This is a genomic window from Rahnella sp. 2050 (genome assembly GCF_040544515.1).
GTDB lineage: Bacteria > Pseudomonadota > Gammaproteobacteria > Enterobacterales > Enterobacteriaceae > Rahnella > Rahnella aceris.
Window position 1 is genome coordinate 144,313 of sequence record NZ_JBEPKE010000009.1, and the last position, 11,947, is coordinate 156,259.

Annotated in this window: 11 protein-coding genes and 2 tRNA genes; 2 read left to right on the forward strand and 11 right to left on the reverse strand. The window is 51.9% G+C overall.

All coding sequences use genetic code 11. From position 1 onward, the window contains the following. Window positions 1–10: 10 nt before the first annotated feature. The 4 genes from ilvM to ABIC79_RS23115 form a co-directional block, all read right to left on the reverse strand. Window positions 11–274: an acetolactate synthase 2 small subunit gene (gene ilvM / locus ABIC79_RS23100; protein ID WP_013577547.1), complete on the reverse strand. Its 264-nt coding sequence runs from the start codon at window positions 272–274 to the stop codon at window positions 11–13. Next, the gene (gene ilvG, locus ABIC79_RS23105) at window positions 271–1,917 is read right to left on the reverse strand and encodes an acetolactate synthase 2 catalytic subunit (protein WP_112152382.1); all 1,647 of its coding nucleotides are present in this window, start codon (window positions 1,915–1,917) and stop codon (window positions 271–273) included. The genes ilvM and ilvG overlap by 4 nt, the downstream gene beginning before the upstream one ends. A 147-nt stretch (window positions 1,918–2,064) precedes the next feature. Then, entirely contained in the window at window positions 2,065–2,166 is a 102-nt protein-coding gene (gene ilvL, locus ABIC79_RS23110; RefSeq protein WP_015699153.1) for an ilv operon leader peptide, read from the reverse strand. 132 nt (window positions 2,167–2,298) lie between these two features. After that, window positions 2,299–3,537: an MFS transporter gene (locus tag ABIC79_RS23115; RefSeq protein ID WP_013577549.1), complete on the reverse strand. Its 1,239-nt coding sequence runs from the start codon at window positions 3,535–3,537 to the stop codon at window positions 2,299–2,301. Window positions 3,538–3,903: 366 nt separating this feature from the next. Between ABIC79_RS23115 and ABIC79_RS23120 the strand changes: the two genes are divergently transcribed. Further along, window positions 3,904–5,439 carry a YifB family Mg chelatase-like AAA ATPase gene (locus tag ABIC79_RS23120; protein ID WP_121020201.1) on the forward strand — a complete coding sequence of 512 codons (1,536 nt, stop codon included), beginning with the start codon at window positions 3,904–3,906 and terminating at the stop codon, window positions 5,437–5,439. A gap of 25 nt (window positions 5,440–5,464) precedes the next feature. On the opposite strand, the gene ABIC79_RS23125 is transcribed toward ABIC79_RS23120, so the two are convergent. Beyond that, the gene (locus ABIC79_RS23125) at window positions 5,465–5,803 is read right to left on the reverse strand and encodes a MaoP family protein (RefSeq protein ID WP_013577551.1); all 339 of its coding nucleotides are present in this window, start codon (window positions 5,801–5,803) and stop codon (window positions 5,465–5,467) included. A gap of 118 nt (window positions 5,804–5,921) precedes the next feature. Between ABIC79_RS23125 and hdfR the strand changes: the two genes are divergently transcribed. Beyond that, on the forward strand, window positions 5,922–6,746 hold the full coding sequence (gene hdfR, locus ABIC79_RS23130; protein ID WP_013577552.1) for an HTH-type transcriptional regulator HdfR: 825 nt from the start codon (window positions 5,922–5,924) through the stop codon (window positions 6,744–6,746). Window positions 6,747–6,758: 12 nt separating this feature from the next. Here the strand turns inward: hdfR and yjfF are convergent, their stop codons facing one another. The 6 genes from yjfF to ABIC79_RS23160 form a co-directional block, all read right to left on the reverse strand. Continuing rightward, window positions 6,759–7,745 (reverse strand): galactofuranose ABC transporter, permease protein YjfF, encoded by a 987-nt coding sequence (gene yjfF / locus ABIC79_RS23135; protein WP_013577553.1) that lies wholly within the window; start codon window positions 7,743–7,745, stop codon window positions 6,759–6,761. Beyond that, window positions 7,745–8,764 carry a galactofuranose ABC transporter, ATP-binding protein YtfT gene (gene ytfT / locus ABIC79_RS23140; RefSeq protein ID WP_148232211.1) on the reverse strand — a complete coding sequence of 340 codons (1,020 nt, stop codon included), beginning with the start codon at window positions 8,762–8,764 and terminating at the stop codon, window positions 7,745–7,747. The genes yjfF and ytfT overlap by 1 nt, the downstream gene beginning before the upstream one ends. 12 nt (window positions 8,765–8,776) lie before the next feature. Further along, window positions 8,777–10,258 (reverse strand): galactofuranose ABC transporter, ATP-binding protein YtfR, encoded by a 1,482-nt coding sequence (gene ytfR, locus ABIC79_RS23145; RefSeq protein ID WP_183065415.1) that lies wholly within the window; start codon window positions 10,256–10,258, stop codon window positions 8,777–8,779. Between the two features lie 110 nt (window positions 10,259–10,368). Next, a complete protein-coding gene (gene ytfQ, locus ABIC79_RS23150; RefSeq protein WP_013577556.1) occupies window positions 10,369–11,325 on the reverse strand; it encodes a galactofuranose ABC transporter, galactofuranose-binding protein YtfQ in 957 nt (318 codons plus the stop codon). 404 nt (window positions 11,326–11,729) lie between these two features. After that, a tRNA-Trp gene (locus ABIC79_RS23155) sits at window positions 11,730–11,805 on the reverse strand. 53 nt (window positions 11,806–11,858) lie between these two features. Beyond that, window positions 11,859–11,935 (reverse strand) — tRNA-Asp (locus tag ABIC79_RS23160). Window positions 11,936–11,947 lie beyond the last annotated feature (12 nt).

Genomic DNA, 11,947 nt, shown 5'->3' on the forward strand with positions numbered 1-11,947 from the left:
GTTCCTTTACTCACGCATTCGCGCGTATTTGTTGTGATGTATGTTGCTGGATCTCGACACAAGCGACATCCATAAGTTTGCGTAACTGTGAAGACAGTAAATCTACGGGCCGCTGACTGGCAACGGTCAATTCGATATTTATGTTTTCCGCATTGACCATCGGCGTCATGTTCATTGCGCACACCTGAAAACCACGGTGACGGACGACGCGTAATACGCGCTCTAACATTTCGGGGCGGAAGCGGGCCTGAATTGAGACGTTATGTTGCATCATGACATTTTCTCCAGCATGGTTTCGTTGCCTGCGCCCGGTGGAACCAGCGGCCAGACATTCTCATTTTCGTCGATGGAAACCTGGAGCAAATACGGACCTTCACTGTTGAAGAAAGCGTCCAGAGCGGCATCGACTTGATCTTTACGGTGGATACGCTGGCCGGGGATGTTGAATGCGCTGGCCAGCGTGACAAAATCGGGGTTATCGGAGAGGTTGGTTTCACTGAAGCGTCCGTCGAAGAACAATTCCTGCCACTGTCGAACCATCCCTAATCGCTGGTTATCCAGCAACAGGATTTTGACGGGCAACTGTTTTCGCTTGATGGTGCCCAGCTCCTGAACATTCATCATGAATGAACCGTCACCGGAAACGCAGATCACCATATCGTCGGGGCGGGCAACCTGTGCGCCGACGGCGGCAGGAACGCCGAAACCCATCGTGCCCAGACCGCTGGAGGTGATGAAGTTTTCCGGGCGAGTGAACTGCATATGTTGCGCGGTCCACATCTGATGCTGGCCGACGTCGGTGGTCACCACGGTATTGGCCGATTTACGGTCAGAGATTTGTTTCAGTAACAACGGCGCATAAATCGCTTCACCCGGATGATCGTAGCGCCATTCGCCCTGCGCTTTCAGCGTCATCACTTCATCACGCCAGGCGTTGATGTTCAGGGGTTGTTGCAGCGCCGGTAACAGCGCATTCAGATCACCCTGCAACGCCACATGCGCCCGGCGCAATTTGTTCAGCTCGGCCGGATCGATATCCATGTGGATAACCGCGGCGTCTGGCGCAAAAGTATTCAGCTTGCCGGTCACGCGGTCGTCGAAACGCGCACCGACGGCAATCAGCAAATCGCAGGACTGAACAGCCAGATTCGCCGCTTTGGTACCGTGCATGCCCAGCATACCCAGATAACATGGGTCGCTGGCATCCGGCGCCCCCAGACCTTTCAACGTTGCTACCGCAGGAATGCCTGTCGCAGTAATGAATTCGCGTAATGCCGGAACGGCCTGCGCGATACCGACACCGCCACCGACGTAAACCATCGGTTTTTGCGCGGCAGCGATCATGGCGCGGGCTTGTTGTAATTCAGCCGCAGGATGCGGAAAAGTTTCTTCAACCGCCACCAGATGCGGCGGTAATTCACCCACGGCCAGCTGGATATCTTTCGGAATGTCGATCAGAACCGGGCCCGGACGACCAGAGCTGGCGATGGCAAAGGCTTCCGCCATGATTTCCGGCAGCGCTTCCAGAGATTCAACCAGGAAGCTGTGTTTGGTGCAGGCCAGGGACAACCCTAAAACGTCGATTTCCTGGAAGGCATCGGTGCCGATGAAGGCAGAACCAACCTGCCCGGTGATGGCCACCAGCGGAACGGAGTCTAACAGCGCGTCGGCCAGACCGGTGATCAGGTTGGTCGCGCCAGGACCGGAAGTGGCGATACAGACGCCAACTTTTCCGGTAGAACGGGCATAGCCGATGGCGGCCATTGCAGCACCCTGCTCATGCCGGCACAACAGGTGTTCCACGCCGCCGTCATACAATGCATCGTATACCGGCATGATTGCCCCGCCAGGATAACCAAATACTGTATTTACACCCTGCGCACGCAACGCTTGTACTACCCATTGTGCTCCGTTCATCTTTATTCTCCTGCCTTTTTGCGACAAGTGCAGAATATTATGCTGTTGCTCATTTTCCGACCCCGCTTCTCTGTTCTCTGAAATTCCTGACCCAAAAAAAAACCCCGGACCTTTCGGTGCGGGGTTTCTTTTCAGGTTCAGGCTTGTTTAATAAGCCTTTCTTCGTCCAAGTGCAGCCCCGCACGGTGGGATAATAATCACCACCACGCTAATCACGACTAGGCTAACTACGAGGAGAAGGGCTTTCATTTTTAGGTTTCTAAAATTCATATTGCGAACGATTGCCTACAGAGTTATCACAGTAAGATGATTAATGACAACATTTTTCTTGCGTTATTATTTGCAGTCCGTTGCAGAAACCATGAAAAATCATCTGAAAAATCAAAACTTAGCGTGATGATTTGCCGTTTGATTATTTATTGCTCCAGCAATCGCTTTTCCACGGGTATCCCGGCCAAATGCCACCAGAACAGAAATCAGAATGGCGACAGTACCGGCCACAATTGCCATCGCCAGTCCGTAGTTGTGTCCGTGGCTTTCGGCAATGTAAGCCTGAAGCGTCGCATTAACCGAAGCAATCAGATTACCGAGCTGGTAAACAAACCCCGGCAGAACCGCGCGCGTGTTAGCAGGCACCAGTTCGGTCAGATAAGTCGGCACGACGCCCCATGCGCCCTGCACCATAAACTGCATCAGGAACGCGCCCAGCCCCAGCATCCATGAACCGCCGGAGAAAGCCCATAATGGAATGACCGGCAGTGAAAGCAACGCGGCGATAATAATCGCTTTCTTACGACCAATTTTCTCAGACAGCGAACCAAAGAAGATCCCACCGATAATTGACGCAATGTTGTAGCTTATGGCGATTAAACTGACGGTATGTGCGTCAAAACCGTGCTGAACTTTCAGGAACGTCGGATAGAGATCTTGCGTACCGTGGCTGAAGAAATTAAAACCCGCCATCAGCACAACCAGATAAATACATAGCTTCCAGTTTTTCTTCAGCACCGGCATCAGTGCCGTGCTTTCGTTGCGTTCCCGCGCCGCCAGCCAGACCGGCGATTCCTGTACTTTGAACCAGATGAAAGGCAGCAGGAAAACCGGCACAGCACCAATCACAAACATGCCGCGCCAGCCGACCACATTAAACAGCAAACCATATACCACCGCCGCCAGCAGATAACCAAACGGATAACCCGCCTGAAAAATCCCCGACATCACGCCACGGGAACGGTCAGGTATGGTTTCCATCGCCAGAGAAGAAGCTACGCCCCAGACACCGCCCATCGCAATGCCGTAAATCACGCGAAGGATCAGGAAAACGGTCAGGGAAGGTGCCGCCGCAGTACACAGCTCGAAGAAAGAAAATAGCGCGATATTGACCATCAGCACCGGCTTGCGCCCGTACTTTTCCGCCGCACGCCCGAACAGCAACGCCCCAATCGGTCGCACGGCCAGCGTCAGCAGTATTGCCAGCGTGACCTGTTTGATATCTACCTGAAATGCCGATGCGATATCGCTGAGCAGGAAGACCAAAATGAAGAAATCGAAAGCGTCGAGAGTCCAGCTCAGAAAGCTGGCGATGGCAACGTTACGCTGCCGAGAAGTCCAACCAAACATGGGTGAGTCCCTATTTCGGAATAGCTGCAGGTAGTGCACTCACCAGGGCATTGCGGAAAATCCCTGGTCAGGCAGAGAGATGTTAATCAGTGTTCTGTATTTGTTTATTTATTGTTAAATACAGCAAGATTAAACACCCCTGCCGGTATTTGCGGCAACTTAATTAGTCCGCTAATTTGTTTCCAGAAACCTTAAACTGTTAAGGAGTATTGCTGTCGTTGCGAAGCAGTTCGCATCCCTTCATGTTAAGTCGGTGACTTGCAGATTATTTTCCCATCGCATTACGCATTGCAGCAAACTTCTTCCCGAAAGCGTTTCCAGCTCAGGCATGCTGCCGTCAGCAGAGCTCATAGCAAAGGAAAAAGCATGTCATTAGCCGTGGTATATACCCGCGCATCGCTGGGGGTTCAGGCACCCGGTGTCTCGATTGAGGTCCATATCAGCAACGGATTACCGGCCCTGACACTGGTCGGTTTACCGGAAACCACCGTCAAGGAAGCCAGAGATCGGGTTCGCAGCGCCATCATCAACTGCGGGTTTACCTTTCCGGCCAAACGCATCACCGTCAATCTTGCACCCGCTGATTTACCCAAAGAAGGCGGCCGGTATGATTTGTCCATCGCGCTGGCGATTCTGGTGGCCTCAGAGCAGCTTCAGGGCGATAAGCTTGAGGAGTACGAGTTTCTGGGTGAGCTGGGCCTTTCCGGTGCGCTGCGCAGCGTAAATGGCGCGATTCCGGCGGCACTTGAGGCGCAAAAAGAAGGCCGGGTGTTGATCCTGCCGCAAAGTAATCAGACGGAAATGACGCTTCTTGATCCCGGTGTAGCGCAGGTGGCCGGGCACTTATTGCAGGTCTGCGCATTCCTTCAGGGCGAGGACAATTTGCCACCGATTGAATTTCCGGCGACGGCGCCTCCGCCCGAGTATCAACCTGACATTGCCGATATCATCGGACAGGAGCAATCAAAGCGCGCGCTCGAAGTGGCGGCAGCGGGAGGGCATAATTTATTGTTGATTGGGCCTCCTGGCACCGGAAAAACCATGCTGGCTAGCCGGTTGCCCGGTTTACTGCCGCCCATGAGTAACGAGGAAAAGCTGGAAACGGCCGCCATTGCCAGCCTGGTGTATAACCCCGAAGATGACGGCGAGTTTTCACGCATCCGCCCCTTTCGTGCACCGCATCACAGCACATCCATGAGCGCGCTGGTGGGAGGCGGGTCGTTACCCAGACCGGGAGAAATATCACTGGCACATAACGGCGTATTGTTTCTCGACGAACTGCCAGAATTTCAGCGCCAGGTTCTTGATGCTCTGCGCCAGCCAATGGAATCCGGCGAAATCACCATTTCCCGTGCACGGGCGAAAGTCCGCTATCCGGCAAGAGCGCAACTGATTGCAGCGATGAATCCCAGCCCGACCGGACACTATCAGGGCATTCATAACCGCACACCGCCACAGCAGGTTTTACGCTACCTGAGCCGGCTTTCCGGGCCATTTCTCGACAGATTCGATCTGTCGATTGAAGTCCCGCTCCTGCCGCCCGGCATTTTGAGCCAGCAAAACCATACGCCTGTGCTCAGGGAAAATAGTGTACAAGTACGGGAACGGGTACTGACCGCCAGAGAAATTCAGTTAAAACGCGCGGGAAAAGTCAACGCGCATCTGAGCAGTAGCGAAGTGGAGACGTACTGTGTGTTAACCAAAGCAGATGCTGAATTTCTGGAAGAAGTCCTGCACAAACTGGGATTATCGGTCAGAGCCTGGCATCGCATTCTGAAAGTCGCGAGAACATTGGCTGATTTGGGTGGCGAGGAATCGATTGAACGAAGACATATTGCTGAAGCACTGAGCTATCGCAGCATGGATAGGCTATTGTTAACTCTACATAAGAGCCTGGCATAAAAAAACGGGGCATCGCCCCGTTTCATTAGTCATCGCTTTCCGTGTAGTCTTCTACAGCGTCAGCCTGCGGTTTACCGCCAGACAACGTGTGGAATTTCTTCGGACGACGAGTGCGGACAATGTATTTGTTCCACACTTTTTCTGCATCCGTTACCGGTTCGCGCGTACCACGGCAAACCTCCAGGAACAGTTTTTCTTCGTCGGTAACGGGCTCACGTTTTCCCAGATCCAGCTCGTTAAAAGCAAAGCCGTAACGTTCTAGCATTTGCGCTTCTTTAATGGTGAAATCGCCATGCCGGGAGAACCCGCGAGGGTAATGTTTATTATCAAAAAAACGACTTGTCGTGGTGAAGCTTTCCGCCATCTGACACGCTCCTAATTCTCTCATGGTCGTGCTGTTATGGCGCGGAGTATTAGTTAGGCTTGACATTGTGTAAAACAAAACATTTAAATCTTAACGACAAAAAATATTGGAGATAGTTTTGGACACGGAATTACTGAAAACCTTTTTGGAGGTCAGTAGAACTCGCCACTTTGGTCGGGCGGCGGAATCCCTTTACCTGACTCAATCCGCTGTCAGCTTTCGTATCCGGCAACTGGAAACCCAACTTGGCGCCAATTTATTCACACGGCATCGCAATAACATCCGCTTAACGCCCGCAGGAGAACGTCTGCTGCCTTATGCAGAGAATCTTATGTCAACGTGGCAAATGGCGAAAAAAGAGGTTGTACGCTCGTTACAGCACACAGAATTGTCGATTGGTGCGACGGCGTCGCTCTGGGAAGCCTATCTGACCCCGTGGCTGCAGTCTCTTTACACCCAGCGTGGCACGCTTAGGCTTGAGGCGCGCATTGCACTGCGTCAGTCGCTGGTCAAACAATTGCATGAAAGACAACTGGATTTGCTGATCACCACCGAGCCACCAAAGATGGACGAGCTCTCAAGTCAGTTACTAGGTAATTTCTCGTTACGACTATTCTCATCGCAGAAAACGGTCAGAAGCGAACAATCACCGTATGTGAAGCTGGAATGGGGCGCTGATTTTCCTCAGCAGGAAAAACTGCAAAACAGCGATCAGGAACCGGTGTTAACCACAACCTCTGCACATCTGACGCGTCAGTTGCTGGAAAATACCGGCGGTTGTGCGTTCCTGCCTGCGCACTGGGCCAAAGAATATCCGCAACTGGCCGCACATGAAGATGTTCCGCCGGTGATCCGCCCGCTTTACGCCGTCTGGCTGCAAACCAGCGACCAGCAAGTGTTGATCCGTCAGTTACTCAAAACACCGCTGATCACTAATTTCTGATACCGTCCTGTTTCAGGACGGTTCTGGTCGCGGATGGCGCGCTCTTCTGGCTGTCCAGAAGCTGCCCATCCCTTTTTGCAATCCGATGAAGATAAACAACAAAACGCCCATCACGATTTTGGTCCACCACGAACTAAGCGTACCATCGAAAGTGATGTAGGTTTGGATCAGCCCCTGAATAAGCACACCAAACAAGCTGCCTAAAACCGTGCCTACGCCGCCACTCAGTAACGTCCCGCCAATCACAACAGAGGCGATAGCATCCAGTTCTACACCACTCGCCGCGAGTGCATAACCCGCAGAAGTGTAGAGCGAGAAAATGATGCCCGATAAGACCGCCAGCGTACTGGACAGCATGTAGATATAAATCGTGGTACGCCTTACCGGCACCCCCATCAGCGCAGCCGACACATTGCTGCCGCCAACGGCATAGACGTTGTTACCGAATCGCGTACGGTGAGCCAGAATAATCCCGCCAAGCACCACCAGCAGCATAACCAGAGCCAGCAATGTGAAACGACCACCACCGGGCATTTTCCAGGCATAATTGGCGAGGAATTCATAAACCGGATGGTTAATCGGCAACGATTCTTCCGAAACAATAAAACTCATACCGCGCACAAAAAACATGCCCGCCAGCGTGATGATGAAAGCAGGCAGTTTCAACGTATCAATGATCCATCCCATCAGCGCACCAAACGTGGTGCCCATCAACAGCACGATGACAAAGGCATAGCCAGGCGCGATGCCATAAGCACCGATGAGTTTCGCCAGCAAAACACCGGTGAAAGCGATAACAGAACCCACTGACAGATCGATGCCGCCGGATAAGATGACAAATGTCATCCCGACGGCCACGATGCCGAGAAACGCGTTATCCGTCAGCAAATCAAAAAACACGCGTGTGGATGCAAAACCGGGGAACTGAGTGAAGCAATAGGCGTATCCGGCCAGGAAAACCACGATCGTAATCAGCAGGGGCAGATTTCTTTTGAGCATTATCCTTTCCTCCGGAACAGATTACTGAAAGAGACGCGGGGAGACTGAACTACCAGTACAGCGAGCACCACCAGAGCTTTCAGCACCAGGTTGAATTCCGGTTTGAAGCCGGAGAGCAGAATGCCGGTATTCATTCCCTGAATGATCAGTGCACCGACAACCGAAAGAAGCAGGTTAAAACGTCCACCCAGTAACGAGCCGCCGCCGATGACGACGGCAAGAATGGCATCAAGTTCCAGCCATAGTCCGGCATTATTGGCGTCCGCTCCGCGAATATCAGCCGTTATGATAACGCCCGCAACGGCCGCGCAAATCCCACAAATGACGTAAGTGGAGATCAGCACTAAACGGGCATTTACGCCGGCGTTATAAGCAGAACGGATATTGATGCCGACTGATTCGATGAACAGGCCAAGCGCTGTTTTCCGCGTCAGCGCCCAGACAAGAACCAGCATGGCGACGGCAATGATCACCGGCATTGGCAGATAGAACAAAGAACCACTGCCAAACTGCGATAGACCATTGTGTTCAAACGTGACGATTTGCCCTTCCGTAATCAGCTGTGCGATGCCACGTCCGGCGACCATCAGCATCAGCGTGGCAACAATCGGCTGAATTTGCAGAACAGCGACCAAAAAGCCATTCCACAAACCGCATATTGCCCCCACCCCGACCGAGGCCAGCAGCACGATCATCAGCGGATATCCTTGCACCGTCATGGTCGCGGCTGTTGCACCGGCAATCGCCATGACCGCACCGACGGAAAGGTCGATGCCGCCGGTCGCGATAACCAGCGTCATCCCGAGAGCCAGCAAAGCGACAGGGGCACCACGGTTGAAAATATCCACCAGGCTGCCAAACAAGCGGCCATCCTGAATATGGATAGAGAAAAAGCCCGGGGCGACCAGGCTGTCTATGATTAATATTGCGACGAAAGCACCGATTTGCGTGGCGCCTTTTGGAAATACCCATCTTACTTTGCGCGGTTTTCCCGTCATTGGCAGGCTCCTGTTATTCATCACTATCTCCCCTCATTGCGCCGCAATGGCTTTCATAATGGCTGGCACGGAGATATCAGCCTGCTCAATTTCGGCAATATGACGACGGTCTCGTAAGACAACAATACGATCGGCATAACCCGCCAGTTCTTCCAGCTCAGAGGAAATAACCAGTAACGCCAGGCCTTCGTCACAAAGTTTTTCAATCAGACGGATGATTTCTGCATGGGCACCGACGTCAATCCCACGGGTAGGTTCATCGAGAATGAGGAAACGAGGATTGGTTGCAAGCCAGCGGGACAGCAATACTTTTTGCTGGTTACCACCGGAAAGATACTGAATTTCCTGCTCAGTGCCCGGTGTACGGATGCCAAGGAGTTTGATAAATTTTTCGGCGATCTGATGCTGCTCTTTCATGGGTAAAGGACGCAACCAGCCGCGCTGCGCCTGTAAGGCAAGGATGATATTTTCACGCACTGTAGCCGCGCCGATAATGCCATCGGTTTTACGATCTTCCGGGCAGTAACCAAATCCCAGTTTAGCCGCTTTTCTGGGCGTGCTGATGGCGACTTCTTTGCCATCGACACGTGCATTGCCGCTGTCATGCCCTTTAATGCCAAAAATCAGCTGAGCGGTTTCCGTCCGTCCTGATCCCAGTAAACCCGCCAGTCCGACGATTTCACCCCGACGTACTTTCAGGTCAAAATGTTCGACCACACCTCGACGCCCATAGCCTTTGAAATCCACTAATGGCTCGCCCGTTACATTTCTATGTTCGGTGCGTTTGAGCAGGTTTTCATCAAAACTGTGTCCCAGCATCATCGGCACGAGATCGATACGCGGTAAATCCACCGTTCGTTCAGACCCCACACGCTTACCGTTTCGCAAAACGGTAATCCGGTCGCTGATCCGATAAACCTGATCGAGGAAATGGGTGACGAAAATCATCCCCACCCCTTTATTACGCAGTTGAACCAGAATATCGAGCAACATACTGACTTCTTTGGCATCAAGGCTGGCGGTGGGTTCATCAAGAATTAAAACCTGTGCAGACAGGTCAACAGCGCGGGCAATTGCCACGATTTGCTGAATCGCAATGGAGTAGGTTGAGAGTGGCTGGCTGACATCCAGATGCAGCCCATAGCCTTCCAGAAGGGCGTCGGCCTGTTGTTCCATCTTGCGCTGATTGACCAGACCGAAACGGGTTGGCTCGCGCCCGATGAACAAGTTGGCAGCAACAGAGATATTTGGCAGGAGATTTACTTCCTGATATACCGTACCAATCCCCAGCGACTGGGCATCAGCAGTACTGATTGGCTCGATCGGTTTTCCGTTAAGAAAGACCTGGCCAGCAGAACGTTTATAGACACCGGTGAGGGCCTTAATCATTGTGGACTTACCGGCGCCGTTCTCACCCAAAAGGGCAACAATTTCACCGCGTTCGAGGGTAAAGTCGACATTTTCCAGCGCTTTTACGCCGGGGAATTCAACTGATAAACCGCGTACTTCAAGCAGCGTTTCTGAACCAGGATTATCCGTCACGTCACTACTCCTGCTGCATTCGCTATAAGCGAAAAGGGAATAATTGTTACCGGCTTGCCCGTGAGACAAGCCGGTAAACCGGCTCAGTAACCCATGTTTTTCTTCATGTCATACTCTTTCTGAGCCATGTCCGGCAGGATCAACGCGGATTGAGTCTGAATGAATTTCTTCGGTTGCGTACCATCCTTTTTCATCGCAATCAGCGCATCAAATGCCGGGCCAGCCATGTTTGGTGTCAGCTCAACAGAAGCATTCGCTTCACCCGCCAGCATAGCTTTGTAGATATCAGGAACACCGTCGATAGAGACGATTTTGATCTGCGAACCCGGTTTCAGGCCAGCTTCTTTGATAGCCTGAATTGCACCGATCGCCATATCGTCGTTATGGGCGTAAACAGCACAAATGTTCTTACCGTTTTGCTCAGCCTTGATGAAGCTTTCCATTACTTCTTTGCCTTTACTGCGGGTGAAATCGCCGGACTGTGAGCGGATAATTTTGACGTTTGGTGCAGCTTTCAACGCATCTGCAAAACCTTGTTTACGATTTAACGCCACACTGGCACCGACCGTACCCTGCAATTCGACAACATTACATGGTTTGCCAGCAGCGTCCTTCACCAGCCAGTCACCCGCCACTTTGCCCTCATACACGCTGTCAGAAGCGACTGCAGCAGTGTAAAGAGACGGATCACTGACTTCGATCGTACGGTCTAACAGGAACACAGGGATCTTAGCTTCTTTAGCTTCGGTCAGAACCGGAGCCCAGCCAGTAGCAACAACAGGAGCGATGAAAATGGCATCAACACCCTGTGCGATGAATGAACGTATTGCTTTGATTTGGTTCTCTTGTTTTTGCTGAGCATCAGATATTTTCAGTGTAATACCACGTTTTTCCGCTTCTGATTTAGAGACTTTGGTTTCCGCAGAACGCCACCCAGACTCAGAGCCGATCTGCGAAAAACCAACAACCAGCGGAGCCGCCTGAACTGCGCCACAAAATGCTGTTGCTACTGCTGCTGCCACAAATAAGCGTTTGTACATGTTTCTTTCCTCGCGTGTAGTCTGAGCTACTTTTTGTTATGACTCGTAGGGTACGGCCAGGACGTTTACCCGACATACGCATTCAGCCGCTACGACAGTTTTGTCGGAAAAAGGATAAAAGAATGCTGTCAGGGTCTGATAGTCGTCATAAGACGATGATTAGGTTTAGTACATAGGGAAAATGGGAGCATGAGCGAGGTCACATACGGGGAGAACAATCAATTCGTGCATGTATTCAGCCAAAACATGACAAAAAACAACTGGCAAAAGCGAAGATTTTGAGCCCATTGGTGCAAATAATCCCCAGAATAGTGGGGCTAAGGGGAAGAGGTTAAAAAAATAGAGAGGAGTTTCAGGAAATTGAGACGAAAAAAAACCCCTCGCTTTCGCGAAGGGTTTAAATATGGCAGGGGCGGAGAGACTCGAACTCGCGACACCCGGTTTTGGAGACCGGTGCTCTACCAACTGAGCTACGCCCCTAAATTACGCTTACTATTATGCCTGCTAATTTAGCAGGCATAATTTTTAATAATTGGCGGAACGGACGGGGCTCGAACCCGCGACCCCCTGCGTGACAGGCAGGTATTCTAACCAACTGAACTACCGCTCCACCGGTTCTTTC

Coding starts and splice junctions, on each gene's coding strand:
- ilvM (WP_013577547.1), bottom strand. CDS start 274: ATGATGCAACATAACGTCTCAATTCAGGCCCGCTTCCGCCCCGAAATG.
- ilvG (WP_112152382.1), bottom strand. CDS start 1,917: ATGAACGGAGCACAATGGGTAGTACAAGCGTTGCGTGCGCAGGGTGTA.
- ilvL (WP_015699153.1), bottom strand. CDS start 2,166: ATGAAAGCCCTTCTCCTCGTAGTTAGCCTAGTCGTGATTAGCGTGGTG.
- ABIC79_RS23115 (WP_013577549.1), bottom strand. CDS start 3,537: ATGTTTGGTTGGACTTCTCGGCAGCGTAACGTTGCCATCGCCAGCTTT.
- ABIC79_RS23120 (WP_121020201.1), top strand. CDS start 3,904: ATGTCATTAGCCGTGGTATATACCCGCGCATCGCTGGGGGTTCAGGCA.
- ABIC79_RS23125 (WP_013577551.1), bottom strand. CDS start 5,803: ATGGCGGAAAGCTTCACCACGACAAGTCGTTTTTTTGATAATAAACAT.
- yjfF (WP_013577553.1), bottom strand. CDS start 7,745: ATGCTCAAAAGAAATCTGCCCCTGCTGATTACGATCGTGGTTTTCCTG.
- ytfT (WP_148232211.1), bottom strand. CDS start 8,764: ATGAATAACAGGAGCCTGCCAATGACGGGAAAACCGCGCAAAGTAAGA.
- ytfQ (WP_013577556.1), bottom strand. CDS start 11,325: ATGTACAAACGCTTATTTGTGGCAGCAGCAGTAGCAACAGCATTTTGT.